This is a genomic window from Candidatus Enterococcus avicola (assembly GCF_047470845.1).
In the GTDB taxonomy this organism is placed as follows: Bacteria; Bacillota; Bacilli; order Lactobacillales; family Enterococcaceae; genus Enterococcus_D; species Enterococcus_D casseliflavus.
This window is the reverse complement of record NZ_JBLGTY010000010.1, coordinates 41,330-66,013: the sequence shown is the minus strand read 5'-3', so window position 1 is coordinate 66,013 and position 24,684 is coordinate 41,330. Positions and strand designations below refer to the sequence as shown.

Genomic DNA, 24,684 nt, shown 5'->3' with positions numbered 1-24,684 from the left:
CTACTGTTCTACTTTCAATGTAAATCCTTCCGCTTGTACATATTTTTGAAGCACTTGATCCACCTGCTGCTTTTCTTCTTTCGTAAGATCTAGAACAGGCAGTTTCGGTACCCCAACATCCTGTCCGATTGCCCGCAAACAGTATTTCAGCCCAGACGGAATCGTTGAGCATTTACAGGCTTCTCTAAAATCATCAATACTTGCTTGTGCTTGCCGCGCTTGTTCTATGTTTCCAGCTACAAATTGTTCATAGATCGACACATCTGTTTTCGTCACAACATTTGCGGTTGAAGCCACAGAACCATCTGCTCCTAACTGTAATGCTTCTAAAATCTTAGAGTCGCTTCCCATCAGCAAAGAGAAATCCTGTCGATGATTTAATTCAAGATAGCCCTTGAAGTTTTCTAGATCACCGCTTGAATCTTTTATCCCAATGATCGAATCAATTTTGAGTAATTCCGAGAAAACATGACGATTGATGAAATTTCTAGTATTTGGCGGAATATTGTACAAAATGATTGGTAGTGTCGTTTGCTCAGCAATCACACGGTAATGATGAATCAGCTCTTCATCGGTATATTTCAAAAGATATGGTGTAATAATGGAAGCAGCATCAACGCCGATTTTTGCAAACTCATTTACTAACTCAATCACTTTATTCGTTGCGATATCTCCGGCACCTGCAAATACTGGTACTCTGCCCGATACTTCATCGACAACGATTTTTGCAAACTGGATTTTCTCTTCTTTGCTTAAGGTATGAAATTCGCCATTGGTTCCTAAAATAAACAACCCGTGGACACCACCAGCAATCAAATGCCTGACAAGCTTTCTAGTGCCCTCTTCATTGATGCCGTTCTCATTTAATGGTGTGACCATTGCTGGTATAATTCCTCTGATTTTCATTGTGTAAGCTCCTTTTTTGTCGTTGCTCCTAAGCTTCCCCCTGGATGCCATTTAAGGTAATCTTCTAAATTGATTTCTTTTGCTTCTTGCAGCAACACCGACAGAACCTGCAGCTGGATCATTTGGGCGATCACAGAGGAACGTGGCGGTTTATTCAATGAGTCCCCTTCTTGGGAAACATAAGAAGACAATGTGACTTCAGCACAGGAAGCTAGGGAAGAATCTTCATTTCCTGTTACGGCTAAAATTACGGCGCCATTGGCTTTTAAGGCAGCAAGTGCATATTCTAATTCTTTGGTGTTCCCACTATTACTTATCGCAATCACTACATCGCCAGCCACGACTTGTCCTGCCGATCCGTGCACAGTTTCGGTTGTGTCTAAAAAATAGGCTGGCGTACCGACAGATGAGAAAAGTGAAGCTGTATAGCCTGCTACATAGGAACATTTTCCCACGCCTGTTACATGAACGCGCTTATGATTTTTTTCTGCATGGAGAATAAGTTCTTTGGCCTTCACCATCTGTTGATAGACTTCTTCTTCTTCAAGCCGATAAAATTGAGCATCGCTTTGGGCTTTTAAATTCGTACTATATGCAAACAAAACGTTTTTTTCATTCAATACAGATTTTCCTTCCTTATAGCAAGGAGAAATTGTATCCATCCTTCTCCTTGCTAATCATACTGTTTAACTAAATAGTTTTAAGATTTTGTCTAGTAAAATTCCGATAATATTGTAGTCGATTTGAGGAAATCCAGCGTCTGTGATGCCTAATTCAGAAAAAGCTGGGAAAAGCACCAAAGGCAATGCAGTCAGCAAAATACCGCCTAAGAAGGATGCGATGATCGCCCCTTTCAACCCGCCTCTTATTGAACCAAAGACACCCATAGTTCCACCCGAGAAAAAAGCAATCCCAGCTGCTGGCAAAAGCACAACGGGAGAACCCATAGCAGCCATGGCAAACGTCGCTGTTAACCCACCTATAAACGAGGTAATAAAACCGACAGGAACCATGGTTGGCGCATATTGGAAAAACACAGGAACATCTACTGCCGGCATTGATCCTGGGATATATTTTTCTGAGATCGCCACGAAGGCAGCCGTTAATTCAGCAATAAATTGACGCACACCATAAATCAGTACAGACATCCCCGCAGCAAATTGCAACCCTTGAATCAACGGATACAAGAACCATAAGTCGTTGCCAGCCATTTCTTGAACGACATCCATATGGCCACTTAAAACTGCTGCGATCGTTGCAATGTAGAAAAGAATAATCATGAAAAATGCAACAGAGAAGACAAAATCTCGGAATACGGAGAAGAAATCTGGGAGCTCGCGATTGGCTGCTTTCTCTTTCTTTGCTTGCCAATTTTTCCCTCCAATGACACTGCCGATGACACCTGAGAACCAGTAAAAAATCAAGTTAAAGTGACCTAGTGCAACCCCTGCATTACCTGTCAGCTCATCTGTATATTTCTGAGCCAATTTGGGCAGCCCTGCTCCTGCAAAACCTAGCACCAAAGAACCAAAGATAACTGTTACCCAAGTGGGCATACCATTCGAAATAAAAATCAACCCAATGACAGCAGCAAAGAAAAGATAATGCTGACCGGTTAAGAAAATTGATTTTAAAGGCGTCAATTTCGCAATAACTAATCCGAATATGAACCCTAAGCCCATAATCATTGATATTTCAAAACCATATACATCCATGGCTAACGCTGTAGCAGGCTCTACTGCCAGAACCGTCCCTTGAACACCAAATGCGGTCTGAAACAACGTGGCAAAATTTGCAGCAATCGTTCCTACATGACCACCACCAATATTAAAAATCATAAACCCAATGCCCACTTTGAGGACACCGCTCAGGGTCTCCTTCGCAGGCTTTCTTTGTGCAAGTAACCCAATCAAAGCCAAAATCATTAGCAACACAGCAGTATTTCTGAATTGGTTCATTACTAAAATTGCCATTCAATTTATTCCTCGCTCCATCAATTTATTTTGTTTGCATCGTTTCAAGAAATGTTTCTAGTTTTCCTTGGATCTCTTCTTTACTCATAATATTTTGAATACCTATGACTTCATAAGGTTTGTTTTGAAAATCAGGTTCCGCTGCGATATCTGCCATACTCATAAAGGCATCGCCCGTAAAACCAATGAGGACGTCTAGATTTCCATGAATCGTTTCAATGGGATAGCCGTTTTCTTCAATCACTGATTTTACTTTTATGTGAAGCAGCGTTGAACTCCCCATCCCCGCACGGCATGCAACCGCTATCAAATATTTCTTGCCATTACTTGTCTTAGGTTTTGCATCAGCTTGGATCGATACATCATTTTTCTTTTTTTGAAAGAATCCCATCTTAACTCCTCGTTTCTTCTAATAGTTTTATAAATGCTTCTGGTGTCTGCACATTTGCTAAACGATCAATGATATTGTCCCTTGCTAAAACTTCTGCTAACTCACCCATCAGTTCCAAATGACTGGTCGGGTCTATCGCTGCCAAACAGAAAATGACTTTCACTGGATCATTGGGCGAACCAAATGAGATGGGGGTATTTAATGTCATCGCACTTAGTCCTAAACGACAAACCCCATCTTCTGATCGGGCATGGGCCAAAGCAAACCCAGGCATAAGCACGATATACGGCCCGGCATCTAAGACAGATTGAACCATCGCTTCGACATACTGTTTTGTAACGCTGCCATTCTTCAATAACGGCTGGGCTGCTTTTTTGATTGCTTCTTGCCAACTGGTACTGTCTTGCTGAAGTAAAATGTTTTCTTTTGTTAATAATGTAGTTTGCAAACGACGATTTCCTTTCTAAAAAAATTTCTTTAGGTTTTAGTAAAGAATTTCTCGAGATCATTCCTATACACACACTATAAGTGAAAAGTTCTGGCCTGAATAGACGATTTGAGACCACATATTTGTACGCGCTTCCAGATTAAGTGAACTGCTCTTTTCAAAAAGACCAGGTATACTGGCTATTTTTTTTATTAGCCTCCAGTTTTTCTCGATAAACTTCTTGAGCAGTTCACAAAACTTATTCTCTCAAGGAAAAAGTGAACCAAAAATGGACAGATCTTTTGCTTGCACCCACAATAAAAAAAGAAGCTCTTAAATAAACTAAGAACTTCTTAAAGCAAACAATCTATTCATGGCTAAGATCTACCGTTTCAATTGTATTTCTACCCGTAGGTATTTTCACACAAATTTTTACTTACAACTGCTATTTTCTACTTTGCTTCCTCATGCTTCACGGGACAACTGCTATGACAATCAGAACAATGATCCTTTTTCACCATGCGGTACACTACACGGGTGCCATAGCCAAAAATCAGGCCGCTTAGAATTATTGTAGCAATCATTTTTCGCCTCCTACGACTTGGATCAAGGGTGCACTCCCTCGGAATGGTTTCTTCAACAGAGCAAATACCAATAGCCCAGCAATAAGGATTGCCGCGAAAACACCGAGCGTGAGGTGTCCGCCTTCAAAGACGACGTGCCCGAATTGGTAGACCAACAAACTAGCGCAGTATGCCAAGCCGCATTGATAGCCAATGGCTAACCACGTCCACTTGCTGTCCCCCATTTCACGGTGGATCGCACCGATAGCAGCAAAACAAGGGGCACATAGTAAATTAAAGACGAGAAAAGAGTATGCCGCCACAGCAGTGTAATCGCCGCGCAACACTTGCCAAATCTCCGTCCCGCTTTCTGACAACTCCCCAGTTTGTCCGTAGAGGATCCCAAAGGTGCCGATCACATTTTCTTTGGCGACCAGGCCAGTGATCGTCGCCACGGCGCCTCGCCAGGTTCCCCAGCCTAGGGGAGCAAAAAGCGGCGCCAAAAGTCGTCCGAAAAAGGCCAAAATGCTTTGGTCTTCTGTGACCCGCTGCAAGGCAAAGCTGTAGCTGGAGGTAAACCAGACAAAGATACAAGCCACAAAAATTATCGTCCCGGCTTTTTTCACAAAAGCAATGGCTCGATCACAGGCACTTTTCAAAATCGTTGTGAGCTGCGGCAAGTGATACGCTGGCAGTTCCATAATAAATGGTGCCAGATCACCTGCAAATAAAGGCGTTTTTTTCAAGACGATCCCTGAAAAAATCACAGCACCCATGCCGACAAAATAGGCCGATGGGGCGACCCAACTATACTGAGGGAAAAAGGCTCCTGAAATCAATGCGATGATCGGCAATTTGGCAGAACATGGCATGAAGGTCGTGACCATCACCGTCAACCGACGATCCTTTTCATTTTCAATCGTTCGGCTTGCCATCACCCCCGGCACCCCGCAACCGGTAGCGATCAACATGGGGATAAACGACTTGCCAGATAGACCAAACTTGCGAAACAGGCGGTCCATGACAAATGCTACCCGTGCCATGTATCCGCAGTCCTCCAAGATAGCCAAACAAAAAAACAGCACGAAGATCTGCGGCAAAAAGCCTAAGACCGCACCGACCCCTGCCACGATGCCATCTAAAATCAGTTCTTGCAGCCACTGGGCGACTTGCAGCTGTTCTAGCCAGTGCGCTGCTGTTTCGGGAATCCAGCTGCCAAATAATACATCATTGACCCAATCAGTACCGATCGTACCAATCGTCTGAATCGATAAATAGTAGATTCCCCACATAATGAAGGCAAAAATCGGTAGTGCCAATACGCGATGGGTCAACACACGGTCGATTTTGTCGCTGAAGGCTAAGTGCTGATCTGTTTCCTTGATGACTGCCAGCGCCAACAATTCTTCAATGAAGCCATAGCGCTCATTGACGAGAATGGCGTCACTGCTGTCTTTAAAGATCAGCTCTAAAATCGAAATCGTCTCCTTAATGACTGCCTGCTGGGAATCAGTTAGTTTACACATCGTCTGAATCGCTTCATCTTTTTCAAAGAGTTTTATGGCAAACCAGCGTTTTTGCTGCTGAGGGATCGTCTCTGGCAAAATCGCCATGATCTCGGTCAAGCCAGCTTCTAGACGAGCATCGTAGCGGGGAGGAAGCGGTTGTGTATTGGCTACATGCTTCGCTGCCTCGATCATTTTGGTTAAGCCGCGTTGCTTCAAAGCACTGATCCCTACTACGGGAACCCCTAGACCGTAAGCCAGCTTTTCGAAATTGATCTGCAAGCCTTTTTTCTTTAATAGGTCGATCATGTTGATGGCTGCCACAGTCGGGACATTCATTTCTAATAATTGCAATGTTAGATACAGGTTGCGCTCCAGGTTGGTTCCATCGATAATATTGATCACCGCATCCAATGATGCTTCCATCAAATAATTGCGAGAAATCAGTTCTTCTGGTGTGTACGGCGACAAGGAATAGATCCCTGGTAGATCTTGGATCAATACTTGTCGGTCTTTTCGCAGTCGCCCCGCTTTTCGTTCCACGGTAACGCCTGGCCAATTCCCCACTGTTTGTTTGGCACCGGTCAATTGATTGAAGGTACTCGTTTTCCCGCTATTGGGATTTCCTGCTAATGCAAAGTGATAGGTCATTACGCTTCGACTCCTTTTTCGACAAAAACCAACGCTGCTTCTTGCTTTCTCAAAGACAATTCATAGCCGCGGAGCCGAATCTCCATCGGATCACCCAAAGGAGCCAGCTTCACCACTTCCAAATGGACGTTTTTCGTAAGCCCCATATCCATCAATCGACGGCGCACCGCACCTTTGGCGGCGATCTGATTGACCTTTCCGCTTTCACCGACTTGCAGCTGATCCAAAGAGGTAATGATGGTTTGCTGCTGGGTTTCTGTGACTTCGATTTGTTCCATGACCCGTTCATCTAAAGCAATCCGCGTCCCTTGGTGTAAAATGATGCCGCCTTTGCGATCTTTTTGTACCACAACGATTTCAACGCCCGTGCGAATACCAAGATCATTTAAATGAGCCGTGATTTCTTTGGTGGTTGCCAACGAGTCGATTTTGTATGTTCCAGAAGCCCGAGTTTGCGCCATTTTCATTGCTTCTTACTCCTTTTGTGAAGTGTTGTTATAATTAACCTACTTTAATTGAGAATGATTATCATTATAATAGAGCCATTTCCATAAGAAGTCAATCTGTTTTGGGTCTCACTTTGAATCTTCCTTCACAATAAGGATTTTTTTTACTCATTTTGATTGCATATCCCCTGTATTAATTACGCAAAAACCTTGTAATTATAAGTATTTTCCGCTTTTTTCCCTTGCATAAAAAACACAGAAACACTATAAATTGTGTATGTCGAATTCACAAGCACAAGATATAGTGTTTTTTCGTTGACTTTCTCCGAGACTTATTTATACTAGGTTTATAACTATTACAACTCGGAGGAAACAATTATGAATATCAAACTATTTTCGAAAAACAACTGCATGCAATGTAAAATGGCGAAACGCTTTTTAAGTGAAAATCAGATTGCATTTGAAGAAATCAATATTGATAATGAGCCTGAAGCATTAGAATTTTTGAAAGAACAAGGATTCCAAAGTGTGCCAGTCATTACCTCTGATGCGCAAACGATCATCGGTTTCCGTCCAGATCAACTACGTCAATTAGCGAGCTAAGATTTTTCTCAATGTGATGCTTTTGAGGGATTTGTCAGTCGTCCAGACCGCAAGTCCTTTTTTATACGAACAAAACAAGAAAAGAGGTTAGCCATTTATGAGCTTGAAAGAAATCAAAGATGTCAGTTATTTCAAATTGAATAATGAGATCAACCGTCCAGTAGATGGTCAAATTCCATTAAATAAAGACAAAGAAGCCTTAGCGGCATTCTTTAAAGAAAACGTTGAACCAAATACCTTAACCTTTGCGACTGCAATGGACAAAATCAATTATTTGATTGAAAATGATTATTTAGAAGAAGAATTTATCAAAAAGTATCGCCCTGCCTTTATTGAGCAATTGTATCAATTCTTAGATGAGCAACACTTTACTTTCAAATCATTTATGGCTGCTTACAAGTTTTATTCACAATACGCATTAAAAACGAATGATGGTACCGCGTATCTAGAACGTTACGAAGATCGGGTGGCTTTCAACGCCCTTTACTTTGCGGATGGCAATGAAGAGTTAGCAATGAGCTTGGCAGATGAAATGATCTACCAACGTTACCAACCAGCAACCCCTTCTTTCTTGAATGCAGGACGCAAACGTCGCGGTGAGTTGGTTTCTTGTTTCTTGATCCAAATCACTGATGACATGAACGCGATCGGTCGTGGGATCAACTCCGCGCTGCAACTTTCACGAATCGGTGGCGGTGTCGGGATCACGTTATCAAACTTGCGGGAAGCCGGCGCGCCTATCAAAGGCTACGAAGGGGCAGCAAGTGGTGTGATGCCTGTAATGAAATTGTTTGAAGATAGCTTCAGCTACTCAAACCAATTGGGTCAACGGCAAGGGGCTGGCGTGGTCTACTTGAACGTCTTCCACCCAGACATCATCAGCTTTTTATCAGCGAAAAAAGAAAATGCGGATGAAAAAATCCGTGTCAAAACCTTATCATTAGGCGTGATCGTACCTGACAAATTCTACGAATTGACGCGTAAAAATGAAGAGATGTATCTCTTTAGTCCCTACAGTGTCGAAAAAGAATATGGCGTGCCCTTCTCTTATGTCGATATCACCAAGGAATACGACAACTTAGTCATGAACCCACGGATTCGCAAAACCAAAATCAGAGCCCGTGATCTAGAAAACGAAATTTCTAAATTGCAGCAAGAATCTGGTTATCCTTATATCATCAATATCGATACAGCAAACCGCAGCAACCCAATTGATGGCAAGATCATCATGAGTAATCTTTGTTCCGAGATCCTTCAAGTCCAAGCACCATCTGAGATCAACGGCAAACAAGAATACGAAGTTTTAGGAACAGATATCAGCTGTAACTTAGGTTCCACCAATATCGTGAACTTGATGGACAGCCCTGACTTTGGGAAATCTGTTCGAGCAATGACTCGTGCCTTGACCTTTGTTACTGATGCGTCTGACATTGACGTAGTACCATCGATCCAAAATGGGAATGCCTTGAACCACACGATCGGTTTAGGCGCAATGGGCTTGCATACCTATTTTGCAAAAAATCAAATGGAATATGGTTCACCAGAATCCCTTGAATTTACTGATCTTTATTTCATGCTGTTGAACTATTGGACATTGGTTGAAAGCAATGCCATCGCCAAAGAAAAAGGCGAAGTTTTCCATAACTTTGAAAAATCAGCGTATGCAGACGGCAGCTACTTCACCGATTATATCCAAGGTGACTACCAACCAAAATCGGAAAAAGTCAAAGCATTGTTCGAAGGCGTCTTTTTACCAACTGGTGAAGATTGGGCAACCTTGGCACAAACCGTCAAAGAAACCGGCTTGTATCACCAAAACCGCCTAGCCGTTGCACCAAATGGTTCGATCTCTTATATCAATGATACGAGTGCCAGCATCCACCCAATCACTCGGATGATCGAAGAACGCCAAGAAAAGAAAATCGGCAAGATCTACTATCCAGCACCTTACTTGAGCAATGAGACGATCGGCTACTACAAATCAGCCTACGATATGGATATGCGCAAAGTGATCGATGTTTACGCAACTGCTCAAAAACACGTCGATCAAGGTATGAGTATGACCTTGTTTATGCGTTCAGATATTCCAGAAGGTCTTTACGAATGGAAAGAAACGACAAAACAAACCACGCGTGATTTGAACATTTTGCGTCACTACGCTTTCCACAAAGGCATCAAATCGATCTACTATGTACGGACCTTTACAGATGATGCAGAAGAGATCGGCAGCAACCAATGTGAAAGCTGCGTCATCTAATCCAACTTTTGCCTGAAAACGAACCAACCGCCTGCCCCTGCTCTTTCTTGACAGCGGGTCGGCTGTTGTCTTGATACGATTATTGGAGGAACCGACTATGGGTAAGACTTACTATGAAGCAATCAACTGGAATGAGATCGAAGATATCATCGATAAATCCACTTGGGAAAAATTAACAGAACAATTCTGGTTAGATACGCGGATCCCTTTATCAAATGACCTTGATGACTGGCGAACGCTATCTCCATTAGAAAAAACAACGGTGGGCTACGTCTTTGGCGGCTTGACTTTATTAGATACCGTTCAATCAGAAAGCGGTATGGATCAACTGCGTAAAGATGTCCGCACCCCACACGAAGAAGCGGTCTTGAACAACATCCAATTTATGGAATCTGTCCATGCAAAAAGCTATTCATCGATTTTCAGCACCCTGAATACAAAAGCGGAGATCGCTGATATTTTTGAATGGACCAACACCAATCCATATTTGCAAAAGAAAGCCGAACGAATCAATGAGATCTACAAAAATGGCACACCGCTAGAGAAAAAAATCGCCAGTGTATTTCTAGAGACCTTCTTATTCTATTCAGGTTTCTATACACCCCTTTACTACTTAGGCAATAACAAACTAGCGAACGTAGCGGAGATCATCAAATTGATCATTCGTGACGAATCCGTTCACGGCACGTATATCGGCTACAAATTCCAATTAGGTTTCAACGAATTACCAGAAGACGAACAGCAAAAGCTGAAAGACTGGATGTACGACTTGTTGTATGAGTTGTATGAAAATGAAGAGCGTTATACCGAAGAATTATACGATGAGATCGGCTGGACCGAAGAAGTCAAAACCTTCTTGCGTTACAATGCCAATAAGGCTTTGATGAATCTAGGACAAGACCCGCTTTTCCCAGATACCGCCAACGATGTCAATCCAATCGTCATGAACGGTATTTCAACTGGTACCAGCAACCACGACTTCTTCTCACAAGTTGGGAATGGGTATCTGCTTGGTTCTGTAGAAGCGATGAAAGACGATGACTACTTCATCGGACTTGATTGATCTGCTGACAAATAAACACCTTGTTTCTCGCCAATTGAGGGTGAGAAACAAGGTGTTTTTTAGTGAGCCAACTGGTCTTTGATAAAGGTCAACGTTTCTGTCAAACAGGCCTGTGCTTGGGGCAAGCTATAATCAAATTGGTATTCGTGGGTCACCGTTTCCGAATCCCCTTTGTAAAAGCGACTCGTCACGGGAATATCAAGAGCTTGCAGCTGGTTGGCAAAGGCAATGCCTTGGTCTTCAAAGGAATAGGCATTGCCATCCGTGATATACGTTGGTGGAAAATCAGCCGTCAATTTATCCACCAGTGAGATCTCCTGCAGTTGGGGACTATCTTGCCATTCTTTTTTGCCTAATAACGACCAAGCCACCGTTTTGACAAAGAATTTCATAAAGCGATCATCTGAAGAAGTCCCAGCGATCTGCTTCAAATCAAGCGGTCCGCAATAGGAAATAAACCCTTTCAGGGCCGATGCAGGAATGTCTTGATCAAAGGACATTTCCTTCGCATACGCTGGATTGGTTTGCAGCGCCACATATTGCCCAGCGATTTGGGCTCCTGCAGAATCCCCGCCGAAGAAGAGTTGATCGAAATCCAGCATGGGGTATGCTTGGGCATCTGCTTTGATCGAGTCTACCGCTTGGGCTAATTGTTTGACCTGTCCAGGATAATGCAGACTTGGTGCCCATTCATAATTAATCGAAATCACAGCGGCTTTGGTTTCATCGACGACATAGGTCGCAAACTCTTTGACCCCTTCTTTGTCTCCGCCGACATAGCCGCCCCCATGGACCCAAAAAATGACTGGAACAGGGCCTTGTGCCTCTTTGGGATAATATAGATCAAAGGTACTACGTTGATAATCCGATTGATACGTCAAGTCCTGTTTGACCGTCACATTCGGCAAACTTTTTTGATAAGCTGCCTCATCCTTGATGGTCACTTCTTGGTTAAACAGATGACCGATCAAAAAAGCCCCCGGTCGTGGGGAGAGTTGAAAAGCCAGAAAAACGGCAGCTAAGAGTCCGATCAGGACAATCGCCACCCACATGAAAAAGCGCAGAATTTTTTTCAAGTAAAAGCTCCTTCCTTCTTTCTGTTTCAGCTTTTTCATTTAACCATGTTTTTTTAGCAAATTCAATGACAATCGCTAAAGATTAAAAAAGGATGATACCAATAGGCATCATCCTTAAAATAACATCGTTTATAATGGCAACATCATAAACAAACCAGCTGCGATCGCTGCCCCGATCATTGGACCGATGATTGGTACTAACGCATAGCTCCAATCGGAAGTCCCTTTGTTTTTGATTGGCAAGATTTGGTGAGCGATCCGTGGTCCTAAGTCCCGTGCCGGATTGATGGCATAGCCTGTTGGTCCACCAAGCGACAGCCCGATCGCTAAGATCAAGATCCCAACGACGATGGGATTTAATCCATCCGTAAAGGTATTGGCACCAAAAGCCAATAAGCCAAAGACTAAGACAAAGGTACCAATCACTTCAGTGATGGTATTCGATACTAAATTACGAACTGCAGGCCCTGTTGCAAAGGTACCTAAAATCGCGCCTTGGTCTTTTGTTTCATCCCATAATGGCAAGTAGTTGAGCCAAACGAGGATCGCCCCTACGATCGCACCAGCAATTTGTGCCAACATAAACGGTACAGCCAAGCTCCAAGAAAAATTCCCCGTCATCGCCATGCCTAATGTAACGGCTGGATTCAAGTGAGCAGGTCCCATGTACCCTGAAACGTAAACGGCAATCGTTACCGCTGTCGCCCAGCCCATTGCGATCACGATCCAGCCAGAGGCTTCTGCTTTACTCTTTTTCAGATTGACAGCCGCACACACACCATCCCCTAACAAAACCAAAATAGCCGTTCCTAGAAATTCACTAAAGATCTGGGTTGTTTCATTCATCTTTTTTTCCTCCTTTTAAGGCTGTTAAATCTGATTCTGCGATCACTTGGTTCAATTCTGCTACATGGGCTGCTTTTTCTTCCTCGCTCCAGCCAAAGAAGTCGGTCATAGCTGCAACGACACCGGCTTTGACTTCATCTAAGGTGTCTCGCATAAATAGGATATGGTTGGTCCGACGCAATAGATAATCGACAGGCGTCAGAACCATTTCTTCATGCAAGGAATAGTTCAAGGCCGTACTTTCTTTTTCATCTAAGCCCTCAAACTTCGTCTTGTAGTTCAACACTTGGGGAAGATTCGACCCATAAAGATGAGCCAAATACGTCGCAGCGGCTTCATCGAATCCAGCGGCTTGCGCTTGGTCAGCCAGCTTCGCTAAGTCTTCCTCTACATTGGCTGCATCAAGCTCACCACCAGAAACTGGGTACGTGGTTGAATCCACCAACTCGAAGGATGCACCGCTTTCTTGGAGCAATTCATTGATCCGTTTGACTGCTCCTTCCGCCATCAAGCGATAATCGGTGATTTTTCCCCCTGCCAACGTCAATAGTCCGTCTTTTGAGCGTTCCAAACTGCTGCCGCGAGAAACTTGCGATGGATCCACTTTGCTGGCTTCTACTCGTTCTTGTGCTTGTTTTACGGCTTTTTCTACGACTGGTCGCTGCCGCTCATCTTCAAGATACTCTTTGACGCTTTCAACGATCTGCTCAAAGCTTTCATCCGATAGTTTGCCTTTACCGCCGCCATTGTAATCAGACCCGCCATTATTCACAATCAACGGACGCAATCCTGCCCAGCTCGCTTCGATATCATTAAGGGTGATCTGAGCGTGAGGGAAGCGTTCATTCACGATGGTCAATAGATAATCAACATCTTCTTGCGTGACCGTTGGATGGGCGAAATCGCCTGTATAATCCGTATCGGTTGTGCCAAAATAGGTCTTATTTTCTCTTGGTACCACGAAAACCATCCGACCATCATTTTTCCCAGTATCAAAATAGGTTGGTTGCGGCACTTTTAGTTTTTCCCGATCGACCACTAAATGGACACCTTTCGTCGGACGCATTTGTGGCGGCAACTCATCATTCTTGTCTAATTGACGAACGATGTCTGACCAAGGGCCTGTCGTGTTGATCACGACTTTGGCGTGAACCTCAAAGCGCTCGTTTGTCAGTTGATCCTCCACTTCTACCCCATTGATGATGCCTTGCTCATCATGTAAGATGCCGACGACTTTGGCTTTACTGATCATTGCTGCCCCATCGGCTTGTGCTCGTTTGATGTTTTCGATCACCAAGCGGGCATCGTTGTTGCGAAAATCAAGATAGACACCGCCACCGACTAAGTTTTCCGCCTGCAGCTGAGGTTCGCGTTCTAAGACCTCTTCTTTCGTCAGCAGATAATTTTCGTATTTACTGCCTGTCACATTCGCTAAGCGATCATAAAGATCCATCGCCACTTTGACAGAAAACAAGGAGAAGGTTGCCCCTGGTTCATCATAGATTGGCAAAAGCATTGGATCTGGTTTCGGGATATGCGGAGCAATTTGCTGCACGATCGCCCGCTCCCGCACGGTGTCAGCGACCACTTCCACGTCAAAGGTTTTCAAATAGCGAATACCACCATGAACGAGTTTGGTGGACCGCGAAGACGTTCCTTCGGCAAAATCCTGCATTTCCAAAAGAACCGTCTTCATCCCAGCGGCTGCGGTTTGAACAGCAACCCCCGCGCCAGTGATCCCACCACCGATGATCAATACATCATAGGTGGTCTTTGCCGCTTCTTGAATGGTTTGCTTCCGATCTTTATGTGAAAAGGTCATGGCTTACTCGCCTTCTTTCTTCGCTTTGAATTTGAAGGTCTGAGTAGCTGCCACCGCTTGTTTCCAGCCTTCGTACAAATTGTCTCTTTCTTCTGCTGGCATTTCTGGTGTAAACATTTGCCCTTCTTCTGCCATTGATTTCAATTCATCCAAGTCTTTCCAGAAGCCAACCGCTAGCCCTGCCAAGTAAGCTGCACCTAATGCGGTTGTTTCCAGATTCGCAGCTCGTTGCACGTCAATGTCTAAAATGTCCGCTTGGAACTGCATCAATAGATCGTTTTTGGCTGCACCGCCATCGACTTTCAGCAATGGGATATCGATGCCAGAATCTTTTTTCATCGTGTCGATGACATCTTTTGATTGATACGCAACAGCTTGCAATGTTGCCCGAACAAAATCTTCCTTCGTCGTCCCACGAGTCAAGCCAAAGACGGCTCCTCTTGCATCTGAATCCCAATAAGGTGCGCCCAATCCAGTAAAGGCAGGCACCACATACACTTCATTATCGCCTTTTGCTTTGGCAGCTATTTCTTCTGATTGCGGAGAAGACTCGATCATTCGTAGACCGTCCCGCAGCCATTGGATCGCTGATCCAGCAACGAAGATACTTCCTTCTAAGGCATAATAGACTTTGCCGTTGATGCCATACCCGATGGTCGTCAGTAGGTCATTGTCAGACAATTGTGGTTCTTCACCCGTATTCATGACGATAAATGCCCCAGTGCCGTAAGTATTTTTGATCATGCCTTTTTCAAAGGCCATTTGTCCAAAGAGGGCGGCTTGTTGGTCCCCAGCCATTCCAGCGATTGGTACTTCACTGCCGTAAAAATGGTAGCTGCGGGTGTGACCATAGACTTCTGAGTTGCTTTTGACTTCTGGCAACATCGAGCTTGGAATGTTCAAAAGATCCAAGATTTCTTGATCCCATTCTAATTTATGGATATTGTAAAGCATCGTCCGACTAGCATTGGAGTAGTCGGTGACATGGACTTGCCCATCTGTCAGTTTCCACACAAGCCATGAATCGATCGTTCCGAAAAGTAGCTCGCCATTATCCGCCTTTTCTTGTGCCCCTTCGATATTGTCTAAAAGCCAGCGCACCTTGGTCGCTGAGAAATACGCATCAATGACTAACCCAGTTTTTTCATGGATCATCTCTGTATGGCCATCTGCTTTTAATTGGTCAGCGATCGGTGAAGATTGGCGGGATTGCCAAACGATTGCATTTGCGATCGGCTGGCCTGTCGTTTTGTCCCAAACCACTGTCGTTTCACGCTGGTTGGTGATCCCGATGCCGGCGATTGCTTCTGGTCGGATACCTGATTCAATAAATGCCCCTGCGATGACTGATTGGACAGAGTTCCAAATTTCATTGGCGTTGTGTTCTACCCAACCCGATTTTGGAAAGTATTGCGGAAACTCTTTTTGTGAACTGCCGATTTTTTTCCCGTTACGATCAAAAATAATTGCTCTTGAACTAGTGGTTCCTTGGTCGATCGCCATTACATAATTTTTTTCTGCCATTTGATTCGCTCCCTTTAGTTTTTTATACGCTCTTCTTGTTAGCGCTTTCTGACTTGCTTTTATTTTAGCCGAACTTTCGCTATGTGGTTCGTCAATTTTTTTTCAAATTTCTAAGAAATTGACGAAATCCACTATTGAAAGCGTTCGCGGATCATTTTTTTGATCGTTTCCCGATCATAAGCGGTACCTAGTTCACTGATTCGATAAGTCGGTGTTTTCGTATCGATAGCATAATTTGCCAAGATCAAATCATATTCTTGTTCCGGGCGATAGCGTTCCACGACTACGCCATTCAAATTTTTGAGATACAGCAGCCACATATAGTAGAGGGCTTCTCTAAACAGTTCATCCATTTTCAAAGCGATCCCGACGCGAAACTCCCGATTGATTTGATAATCGATGATCGTGATCACGCTCAAGTATTTGACCATCGTCATCATCAACAAACTATTTTTATCAGATGGCTTGATATCAAGCTCTGCTAAAGCCTTATCCAATAGTTCGTGACTGATTTGCTGGATGTTACGACTGGATAGCTGCGCTTCTAACTGCCAAATATTTTCTCGATCAAAAACCTCCACATCCCCTTTGAAAAAATACACGCGGCTGTGGATCTGCAGCAGGTGACCATAACAAGTGGCTTCGATTTCACGGGGAACAAACGATGGGCGGTAGAGATGCAAAATATGTTCCAAAATCAAGGTATCCGTCAAGGCAGTTGGCGTAAACCGAGAACGCTGCAGCATATACACTTGCAGATCGTGTTCGGATAACACCGAGAACGACAGTAAAAAGACAAAGTGCAGCATCGCCTCCTCTTCTCTGACTTCTAATGCATAATGGCCAAACCCACGAAATACTAACTCCCGTAATTGCTGAAACAAAGGATCTTTCGTGTAGGGTACCATTTTCTCCCGTAAGACTTGAAAGGATTGAGTAGTAATTTTCAGTCGCACCTTCATGATCCTCAGCCATAGGGACAAGCGCTGTTGGGCTTCTTTCGTGAAGGTCATGTTCAGACCACGTGTGATCAGACCGACGTATTTTTCATCGATCGGCAGCGGCTGACTGTCGAAAGAATGGACATACCAAAAGAGTTCAAAATAGAAATAACGAATTTGCGTTTCTTCCCCAATCAGCTTTCCTTGCCAGATCTCTAACTCGAATTCTGCTAGCAAGCCATTTAGCTCTTTGATTTTGCGAAACAAGGATGACTCGCTGACCGCTAATTTTTGTGCCAGCTGGACAGTGGTCACCTCTTGATGCTGCAAAAGATGCTCGAGGATTTGAAATTTCAATGCTGACCGATAAAACGCCCATTCGATTTGATTGAGGGAAAAAGTGGGACTCATTTCAAAGACCAGGACACCTTTTCGATAATACAACCGACACTGCTCTTGGTAGTGAGCCAGCTCATCTTGCAACTCCTCCACATATTTTTCCAAGGAAGGCTTACTGATGCCAAGATAGCTCGCCAGCTCGTGCAGCTCCATTTTTCCGCCCACCAGTAAAAGCTTTTTGAGCAGCTGCAATTGCTTTGCTTCTTTTTTTTCTAATAACTGATCAAGTCTCATCGGCATCACTTCCCGACCACAGAAAAGTTTCGTCGATTACATTAGTGAACCGTGGATGGAAGAAAAAGTCTTTTTGGGTCAACTCCTCCATCGTTGCCTGCTGCTCGATCGCAAACGCTAGTAAATTGATTTTTTCCAAAATATTGGCTTTTGATAAAAGCTGCGCACCAACGATTCGGCCGCTGGCTTGTTCGATCATCACTTTTCCATGAACCTGTGTTGGATCAAACAAGGAACTGGCGGCAGTAAACGCATGACAGACGATCGGAGATTCGAAGAAAAACCGATCCGACTCGGTCAAGCCGGTGCTTGCTAAGTACCATTCAAACAGTTGCGTACCGACTGTCCGCAATCCGCCACGAAACGGGGTGGTTTTGCTTGCCAGATTACGAGCTGCTGCGATCCCTGAGCGAACAGCATTGTTGACTAAGGGCATATAGACCGTATCTTTCGTAATAGCATTTGGAATTTGGATCAAATCGCCGACCGCAAAAATATCCGTGGCAGAAGTTTCCAAGTAGGCATCTGTCCAGATGGTTTGATCACTGTGTAATTCAAAGACCGCAAATGCCTCTGGCAAGCGAGGATGAACGTTGACTGTCGTCAATACCAGATCGCTTTCATAGCCTTGATCGGCGGTTTCGATCCGAAAGCCTGTTTCCGTTTTAACGACTGCCAAAGTTGGCTTGGACCAATGCAGCTGCAAGTTGGGGATTTTTTCGATCTCCGTTAAAAAGGGCTGCAAAAAATCGTGATCAAAGTACTTGAATAAAGGATATGACATTGATTCGATCACACTGACTTTTTTTCCGATCGCAGTCAAGGTATTCGCCGCTTCCATCCCCGCTTGACCAGCACCTACGATGGTAATCGACTCTGCTTGGGGCAATTGCTGCAAGAAATGCTTGGCTGCCTCATATTCCTTGTAGGTCAGTAGTGCTTCTTCTGGTTGTGGCAAAACAGTGGAATCTTGACTGGAGCCTGCTGCCAAGACGAGTCGATCATAACTTAGTTCTCGCTTATCCGTTCGAATCCGATGATCCGAAGGAAAAATCTCCAGAAGCGTTTCTTCTAAGGCAACGTCAATCGTTTCTGCCTCCAGCTGCTCCTTCGTACAAAAGAATGCTTCTTCCAGCGATGCGATCCTGCCTTCGATCAGCAATAACAAACCGCTTGGAACAAACCCAAGATGGGCTTTTTTTTCTATCAATAAAATCTCTGCGTCAGGGTATAATCGGCGTGCTTCACGGGCGCAGCTGACACCACCAAAGGACCCGCCTATGATAATGATTTTCATTGGATCACCTCTCTCCCTTAGCTTAAATGAAACGCTCTCATTTGACGAGTAAAAAGCTATCAGGCTGACTATTTTTTTGTTAACTGCGGTAAAATAAATGAGACCTATGCTACACTATACGCAAAGGAGTGTTCAAATGGTTTTCTTTTATCAATTCATGCTGGGATTGTTTGCCAGCATATTCGTTGCAGCGGCAGCATTCGTCTTTCAGTGGCTGACTGTTTCTGGCGCACTGGCTGCGATTCTTTGCGGCACACTGGTCATTGGCTTTGGTCCGTGGTACAGCATCTTTTTGATTGGCTTTTTCTTTGCCAGCTCTGGCATCATTGGTCTTTTAAAGAAAATGCGCAGTCAGCCAGAGTTAGCTGTGCTTGCCAAAGGTGCTCGCCGTGATGCAAAACAAGTCTTTGCGAACATCGCACCAAGCATCTTTGCGCTACTGCTTGCCTTTTGGACGAAAGAACCGCTATTCCTTTGGGGATTTGTGGCGGGAATCGCTAGCTGTACGGCTGACACTTGGGGCTCAGAAATCGGCGTGCTGAGTCCAAGTCCACCGCGTCACTTACTAACGGGAAAAAAATTACCACCAGGACTTTCCGGTGGTGTCAGTTGGTTGGGAACTGCCGCTTCCCTAGCAGGGAGTCTCGCCATCACTGGTTTATTCGCAGCAGCCTTATGGTTGAACGGCAAGCCGTTCTCCTTTGATCTCTGGTTGACCTTGACTGCTTTAGGCTTTGGCGGTAGTCTCTTGGACAGCTTACTGGGCGCAACGATTCAGGTGCACTATCAATGCCCTGTCTGTCACCAATACACCGAAAAAAAAGTCTACCACGACGTTGCCACCAAGCAAGTCGGCGGTCTTTCCTTTGTAACGAATGAAGGGGTCAATTTGCTGAGTTCAATAGTGATCGTTATTTTGACTGTATGTTTCTTTTACTTAAAAATGTCTACCGCATCATAAAAAAAGCAGCAAAGCACGTCACTAATGTGAGGTGTCTTGCTGCTTTTTGACTCAATACCGATTAAGCAATATCCACTAAGCGGATCTTCGTGACATTTTTGTAGACAGACAATTCTTCGATCACTTCAGAAAAGCCTAGCCCTCGGGGGAGATCAATCGTATAAATGTTGGTATAAATGCGATAGTCTTCCATAAATTTGACATCAAAATTGACATCTTCGATCACGATATTTTTCTCTTGGAAGTACTCCGTCAAAAACTCTTTGGTCTCGGTGCGATGGATGTACTGGATCTCTAATTTTTTTGCTGTCGGTACGCGGACGATCCGCTTAACGATCGTCAATGCAAAGAAGATCCCGATAAAACTGCTTAATGCGATGGTGTAAAAGCCCATCCCGATGGCAATTCCTAAACCTGCGATCGCCCATAAGGAAGCAGCCGTCGTCAACCCCGTCACCGAGCGCTTCGTCACAATGATCGTTCCAGCGCCTAGAAAACCGACCCCGCTGACGACTTGTGCGATCAATCGTGCTTCGTCTGAACGAATCACGCCTGCTAAATCTGGATGATCCAGCGCATCTCGCATGGCACCTGTGGCGATCTCCACTTGGATCAGGGCAATGACACAAGCTCCCATGCAAACCAAGATATGGGTTCTAAGACCAGCTGGTCGGCTTTTGTATTGCCGCTCGTACCCAATCGCTCCTCCCATGATCATTGCCAGCAGCAATCTCAGCGCTACTTCAGGAATGGATAAATGCATATCAACCATTTGCATCCCTCTTTTCTTCGTATTCTCTCTTTTAACTATAGCATCTCTGATGAAAAAAAGAAAAAAACAGCGCCGAATCAGTCAAATAAAAAAAGCCCCCTCAGAAAATAAGCAAGTAAGCTACAAACCATTGCTCACAGCTGCGCTGGCGCTACTGCACAAGCGCAGGGGGAAGCTGCGAGGATGGCTCATTTTTCCTTCTGACTTATTTCTGAAAAGGGCTGATTTTGTTTTACAGCTTGCTGGCAGCAGCCTCATCGATGATCACGATCACGTCATCATGCTTTTGTAAAACAGAAGCTGGTAATTCGTTGGTTACGGGTTCTTCAATCATTTTTTGGATCGCATCCGCTTTGACTTCGCCAAATGCCATCAAAATGATTTTTTTGCTTTGCATAATCGAACCGATCCCCATTGAAATTGCCGTCGTTGGGACGTCTTCGACTTTATCAAAGTAGCGTTTGTTGGCATTGATGGTCGATTCAGTCAAATCAACGACTGAGGTCGTTCCTTCAAAGGATGCACCAGGTTCGTTGAAGCCGATATGTCCGTTTTGACCGATACCCAAGATTTGGATATCAACTGGGTGATCCGCAATCACGCTATCGTAGCGTTGGCATTCTGCTTCTAAGTCTTCCGCTTTGCCGTTTGGTACGAAGGTTTCTTTGAATGGTTTTTTATTGAATAAATGAGCATTCATGAAGTAGCGATAGCTTTGTTCGTCTTCGCCGCCTAGTCCTACGTATTCATCTAAGTTGACTGAAGTCATTTCTGAAAAATCAACTTCACTGGCAGTCATTTCTGCATAAAGGGTTTCTGGCGTGCTTCCTGTTGCTAAACCTAGGACCTTGGCACCATTTGCCATACCTTCTTGAATCAATTCAAAAGCTTTCTTTCCGCCTTGAGCAGCATCTTTAACGCGAATAATTTCCATGATCAGCGCTCCGTTTCTATTTGGTATAGTCCAATAATACCACAGGTTGTGTTTGATTACAATAATTAGTCTAGACCAGATGACGATTTTTTCTCGCCAATCAAAAAAAGACGAGCTCTAAAATGCGCTCGTCTCTACTCGTATTCTACTTGCTTACCAATTCGTATAAACATCAATACCGCTATGACCGACACCTGTGTCATAGACTTTATAGGCACCTAAAGATGATTGACCAGTCGATCCTTTCGGTTGATTATCACTGGCAACAACGATGTACCCATCGGCATCACGGATGGTTCCGTCTGATGCTACATGGCGACCAGGGATATTCAATCCGCCTCCTGGCAAGACTTTTTGTGAGTAGTACGATTCTCTCACACCATTGAAGTAATTGATCCCATCCACTGGATTCAAGACACCAGAACCAGCACCAGGAACGCTTGAACGGGTTTGACTCACGTTAGCAGTCGCTGTAGACTCACTTTTTTCTGTGCTTTCTTTCGTACTTGTTTCTTTGTTTTCTACTGATTGGCCATCGTTAGAAACCAACAATGTTTCGCCATCAAAAATCATATTTGGATTTTCGATCGAATCATTTAAAGCTAAAAGGTCTTCGACCGTTGTTTGATAAGTAGCAGCGATCCCAGATAGAGTGTCTCCTGGTTTGACAACATGGGTTTGTTCTGCTGCTGAAACAACTGTTCCGCCAACGAATAAACCAAATCCTGCAACAACTGTAAATGCAAATTTTTTCAAATGAAAAAACCTCTCTTTTGATTATTTGTCCCGCTATCGGGCACAAGTAAGAGAATAACATTACAATATTGCAGGAAGGTTTCAGAAATATTTTTCATTATCACAATTGTTAAACAGAAAGTTACAGGATTTTTATTCAAAAATGCTAAACTTACAATATTGTTATCCCTTTCGATGAGTGCTTTTAGTGGCCACATGCTATAGTGATGCTAGTAATGGAAAGGAATGACACCCATGAAAAAACTACTAGTAACGCTTGGCGTTTTGATTATTGTCGTAGCCGGCTATTTCGGCTACACGTACTATGCAACAACTTATCGCGGTATCACGGCTTATGCTATCACACCCAACAAAGTCCCTGAAAAGACACAGACCTACAGCGATTCTGGTGAAAAAATCGATGGCTCTTTTACCTACAAATACACCTTTGAATTCGTAAAGAAAAATGGTGAAAAAGAACTCATGACCTATGACCTGACGGGCGAAAATGTAAAACCATTGGCTCCAAATACTTTAGTCAAAGCAGAAATCAGTAAGACCCGCATCATTTCTGGTCCCAATGAAGTCCCTCAATCAGAAGTCCCCGCAAAAATACTGTCTGAGCTGGAAACCTTTGACGAATAAGGACTTCTTACAAGAAACTTTCTACTTTTTAAGGTTCATTTTACTTTGACCGACTATGCTAGCTTTATACCAAAACTATTTTTCTTCCTCTTACCAGTCCTCGCCCGACTGGTATTTTTTGATTTTTCCCAATGGTCAAGAGTTACGCTTCTTATAGACAGAACCGCTCTAGCTTCGCAATGGTTTTTTTATCAAACTTTGATCAAGCAGCTATTGATGATCGGAAATAAATAAAAACCAGAATCAAGAGGATACAAGCTGGTGCCATCATAAAAAAACCGCTAGATTGTTTATCTCTAGCGGCTTTTTTTGCGATTTTAATAGAGTTCCAAGTATTGTTCTCTTTCCCACTCGGAGACTGTTTGGCGGAAGGCTGCCCATTCTAATCGTTTTGCTTCGACAAAGTTGGCATAGATGTGTTTGCCTAAGGCATCGATCATCACTTGGTCTTTGCGCAATGCTTTGATGGCATTGTGGATCGTTGATGGCAGATCTTCGATTTGTGCTTCTGCACGTTCTGTTTCGTTCATGATGTAGATGTTACGGTCGACAGCTGGTGGTGGTGTCAACTCACGTCTAACGCCATCAAGTCCTGCTTGCAGTAAAACAGCCATTGCTAAGTATGGGTTAGCGGATGGGTCAACCGACCGCAATTCCAAACGCGTTGACAAGCCTCTTGATTCTGGCACCCGAATCAATGGTGAACGGTTGCGTCCTGACCATGCCACGTATACAGGCGCTTCGTAACCTGGCACTAAGCGTTTGTAAGAGTTGACGGTTGGGTTGCAGACAGCCGTGTAAGCACGGGCGTGTTCGATCAAACCGCCTAAGAAGTGATACGCTGTTTGGCTTAATTGCATTGGTCCTTCTTCATCAAAGAAGACATTTTCATCACCTTTGAACAAGGACATGTTGCAGTGCATGCCTGAACCGTTGATACCGAATAATGGTTTTGGCATAAAGGTCGCATGCAAGCCGTGTTTACGAGCAATGGTTTTCACGACAAGCTTGAAGGTTTGGATGTTGTCACATGCTTCCACTGCATCCGCATATTTAAAGTCGATCTCGTGTTGCCCTGGTGCCACCTCATGGTGAGACGCTTCAACTTCAAAGCCAAGGCTTTCTAATTCTAATACGATATCGCGACGGCAGTTTTCCCCTAGATCGGTTGGGGCAAAATCGAAGTAGCCGCCTTTGTCGTTTAATTCAGTTGTGATTTCGCCTGCTTCATCTAATTTGAATAGGAAAAATTCGGGTTCTGGTCCAAGATTGAAAGAAGTAAAACCAAGGGATTGCATGTCAGCTAATGCCCGTTTTAAGTTGCCGCGAGGGTCGCCTGCAAATGGGGTGCCATCTGGATTGTAGATATCACAGATCAAACGAGCCACTTTGCCATGTTCACTTTCCCAAGGGAAGATCATCCAGGTGGACAAATCAGGATACAGATACATGTCACTTTCTTCAATACGGACAAATCCTTCAATAGAAGAACCGTCAAACATCATTTTGTTTTCCAGTACTTTATCTAATTGACTTACAGGTACTTCAACGTTCTTGTTCGTTCCTAAAATGTCAGTAAACATCAAGCGTAAAAAGCGCACGTTCTCATCCTTTACGATTTGTTTGATGTCTTCGGCAGTTCTTTCAAATTTTGGCATAGTATCCCTTCCTTTTTCCCAATTCTTATTTTATATCACAGCAATGATCTACAAG

The 24,684-nt window shown here is 44.0% G+C and carries 23 protein-coding genes; 5 read left to right on the top strand and 18 right to left on the bottom strand.

Translation table 11 applies throughout. The annotated features are described in order from the left end of the window. The 8 genes from dapA to ACI3E5_RS09990 all read right to left on the bottom strand — a co-directional run bounded on the left by dapA (nucleotide 1) and on the right by ACI3E5_RS09990 (nucleotide 6,883). A complete protein-coding gene (gene dapA / locus ACI3E5_RS10025) occupies nucleotides 1–906 on the bottom strand; it encodes a 4-hydroxy-tetrahydrodipicolinate synthase (protein WP_096742281.1) in 906 nt (301 codons plus the stop codon). Beyond that, complete coding sequence (locus ACI3E5_RS10020; protein WP_096742280.1) at nucleotides 903–1,568, bottom strand: SIS domain-containing protein; 666 nt, start codon at nucleotides 1,566–1,568, stop codon at nucleotides 903–905. Before ACI3E5_RS10020 ends, dapA begins: the two co-directional genes overlap by 4 nt. A gap of 24 nt (nucleotides 1,569–1,592) precedes the next feature. Then, a complete protein-coding gene (locus tag ACI3E5_RS10015) occupies nucleotides 1,593–2,879 on the bottom strand; it encodes a PTS ascorbate transporter subunit IIC (RefSeq protein ID WP_016610457.1) in 1,287 nt (428 codons plus the stop codon). 25 nt (nucleotides 2,880–2,904) lie between these two features. Then, nucleotides 2,905–3,270 (bottom strand): PTS sugar transporter subunit IIB, encoded by a 366-nt coding sequence (locus tag ACI3E5_RS10010; RefSeq protein ID WP_096742279.1) that lies wholly within the window; start codon nucleotides 3,268–3,270, stop codon nucleotides 2,905–2,907. Between the two features lies 1 nt (nucleotide 3,271). Beyond that, on the bottom strand, nucleotides 3,272–3,718 hold the full coding sequence (locus ACI3E5_RS10005) for a PTS sugar transporter subunit IIA (protein WP_016610455.1): 447 nt from the start codon (nucleotides 3,716–3,718) through the stop codon (nucleotides 3,272–3,274). Nucleotides 3,719–4,149: 431 nt separating this feature from the next. Further along, nucleotides 4,150–4,281: a hypothetical protein gene (locus tag ACI3E5_RS10000; protein ID WP_010747544.1), complete on the bottom strand. Its 132-nt coding sequence runs from the start codon at nucleotides 4,279–4,281 to the stop codon at nucleotides 4,150–4,152. Then, entirely contained in the window at nucleotides 4,278–6,416 is a 2,139-nt protein-coding gene (gene feoB / locus ACI3E5_RS09995) for a ferrous iron transport protein B (RefSeq protein WP_096742278.1), read from the bottom strand. The genes ACI3E5_RS10000 and feoB overlap by 4 nt, the downstream gene beginning before the upstream one ends. Beyond that, entirely contained in the window at nucleotides 6,416–6,883 is a 468-nt protein-coding gene (locus tag ACI3E5_RS09990; RefSeq protein WP_096742277.1) for a FeoA family protein, read from the bottom strand. Before ACI3E5_RS09990 ends, feoB begins: the two co-directional genes overlap by 1 nt. Before the next feature lie 357 nt (nucleotides 6,884–7,240). On the opposite strand from ACI3E5_RS09990, the gene nrdH reads away from it, so the two are divergent. The 3 genes from nrdH (at nucleotide 7,241) to nrdF (ending at nucleotide 10,785) form a co-directional block, all read left to right on the top strand. Continuing rightward, complete coding sequence (nrdH, locus tag ACI3E5_RS09985) at nucleotides 7,241–7,465, top strand: glutaredoxin-like protein NrdH (RefSeq protein ID WP_005225182.1); 225 nt, start codon at nucleotides 7,241–7,243, stop codon at nucleotides 7,463–7,465. Between the two features lie 97 nt (nucleotides 7,466–7,562). Beyond that, entirely contained in the window at nucleotides 7,563–9,722 is a 2,160-nt protein-coding gene (gene nrdE / locus ACI3E5_RS09980) for a class 1b ribonucleoside-diphosphate reductase subunit alpha (RefSeq protein ID WP_096742276.1), read from the top strand. A gap of 97 nt (nucleotides 9,723–9,819) precedes the next feature. Further along, nucleotides 9,820–10,785, top strand: coding sequence for a class 1b ribonucleoside-diphosphate reductase subunit beta (gene nrdF, locus ACI3E5_RS09975; protein ID WP_005225180.1), 966 nt, complete (start codon nucleotides 9,820–9,822; stop codon nucleotides 10,783–10,785). A 59-nt stretch (nucleotides 10,786–10,844) separates the two neighbouring features. Here nrdF and ACI3E5_RS09970 read toward each other — a convergent pair whose 3' ends face one another. The 6 genes from ACI3E5_RS09970 to ACI3E5_RS09945 all read right to left on the bottom strand — a co-directional run bounded on the left by ACI3E5_RS09970 (nucleotide 10,845) and on the right by ACI3E5_RS09945 (nucleotide 18,924). Further along, nucleotides 10,845–11,900: an alpha/beta hydrolase gene (locus tag ACI3E5_RS09970; RefSeq protein ID WP_050979035.1), complete on the bottom strand. Its 1,056-nt coding sequence runs from the start codon at nucleotides 11,898–11,900 to the stop codon at nucleotides 10,845–10,847. Nucleotides 11,901–11,990: 90 nt separating this feature from the next. Continuing rightward, a complete protein-coding gene (locus ACI3E5_RS09965) occupies nucleotides 11,991–12,707 on the bottom strand; it encodes an MIP/aquaporin family protein (protein WP_096742275.1) in 717 nt (238 codons plus the stop codon). After that, nucleotides 12,700–14,529 (bottom strand): type 1 glycerol-3-phosphate oxidase, encoded by a 1,830-nt coding sequence (gene glpO, locus ACI3E5_RS09960; RefSeq protein ID WP_142973618.1) that lies wholly within the window; start codon nucleotides 14,527–14,529, stop codon nucleotides 12,700–12,702. The genes ACI3E5_RS09965 and glpO overlap by 8 nt, the downstream gene beginning before the upstream one ends. 3 nt (nucleotides 14,530–14,532) lie before the next feature. Further along, a complete protein-coding gene (glpK, locus tag ACI3E5_RS09955; protein WP_005225176.1) occupies nucleotides 14,533–16,053 on the bottom strand; it encodes a glycerol kinase GlpK in 1,521 nt (506 codons plus the stop codon). 131 nt (nucleotides 16,054–16,184) lie between these two features. After that, complete coding sequence (locus ACI3E5_RS09950; protein WP_142973619.1) at nucleotides 16,185–17,627, bottom strand: AcpB/EbpR/MafR family transcriptional regulator; 1,443 nt, start codon at nucleotides 17,625–17,627, stop codon at nucleotides 16,185–16,187. Then, on the bottom strand, nucleotides 17,617–18,924 hold the full coding sequence (locus ACI3E5_RS09945) for an NAD(P)/FAD-dependent oxidoreductase (RefSeq protein ID WP_096742272.1): 1,308 nt from the start codon (nucleotides 18,922–18,924) through the stop codon (nucleotides 17,617–17,619). The genes ACI3E5_RS09950 and ACI3E5_RS09945 overlap by 11 nt, the downstream gene beginning before the upstream one ends. A gap of 136 nt (nucleotides 18,925–19,060) precedes the next feature. Here ACI3E5_RS09945 and ACI3E5_RS09940 point away from each other — a divergent pair, with 136 nt between their 5' ends. Continuing rightward, a complete protein-coding gene (locus tag ACI3E5_RS09940) occupies nucleotides 19,061–19,885 on the top strand; it encodes a DUF92 domain-containing protein (RefSeq protein WP_142973620.1) in 825 nt (274 codons plus the stop codon). Nucleotides 19,886–19,946: 61 nt separating this feature from the next. On the opposite strand, the gene ACI3E5_RS09935 is transcribed toward ACI3E5_RS09940, so the two are convergent. The 3 genes from ACI3E5_RS09935 to ACI3E5_RS09925 all read right to left on the bottom strand — a co-directional run bounded on the left by ACI3E5_RS09935 (nucleotide 19,947) and on the right by ACI3E5_RS09925 (nucleotide 22,347). Continuing rightward, nucleotides 19,947–20,657 (bottom strand): MgtC/SapB family protein, encoded by a 711-nt coding sequence (locus ACI3E5_RS09935; RefSeq protein ID WP_034858162.1) that lies wholly within the window; start codon nucleotides 20,655–20,657, stop codon nucleotides 19,947–19,949. Between the two features lie 232 nt (nucleotides 20,658–20,889). Beyond that, nucleotides 20,890–21,591 carry a glucosamine-6-phosphate deaminase gene (gene nagB / locus ACI3E5_RS09930; RefSeq protein ID WP_142973621.1) on the bottom strand — a complete coding sequence of 234 codons (702 nt, stop codon included), beginning with the start codon at nucleotides 21,589–21,591 and terminating at the stop codon, nucleotides 20,890–20,892. Between the two features lie 153 nt (nucleotides 21,592–21,744). Next, nucleotides 21,745–22,347 carry a LysM peptidoglycan-binding domain-containing protein gene (locus tag ACI3E5_RS09925; protein ID WP_005225170.1) on the bottom strand — a complete coding sequence of 201 codons (603 nt, stop codon included), beginning with the start codon at nucleotides 22,345–22,347 and terminating at the stop codon, nucleotides 21,745–21,747. 234 nt (nucleotides 22,348–22,581) lie between these two features. Here ACI3E5_RS09925 and ACI3E5_RS09920 point away from each other — a divergent pair, with 234 nt between their 5' ends. Further along, entirely contained in the window at nucleotides 22,582–22,971 is a 390-nt protein-coding gene (locus ACI3E5_RS09920; protein WP_060792935.1) for a YxeA family protein, read from the top strand. A 317-nt stretch (nucleotides 22,972–23,288) separates the two neighbouring features. On the opposite strand, the gene glnA is transcribed toward ACI3E5_RS09920, so the two are convergent. Continuing rightward, nucleotides 23,289–24,629 carry a type I glutamate--ammonia ligase gene (gene glnA, locus ACI3E5_RS09915; RefSeq protein WP_005225167.1) on the bottom strand — a complete coding sequence of 447 codons (1,341 nt, stop codon included), beginning with the start codon at nucleotides 24,627–24,629 and terminating at the stop codon, nucleotides 23,289–23,291. Nucleotides 24,630–24,684 lie beyond the last annotated feature (55 nt).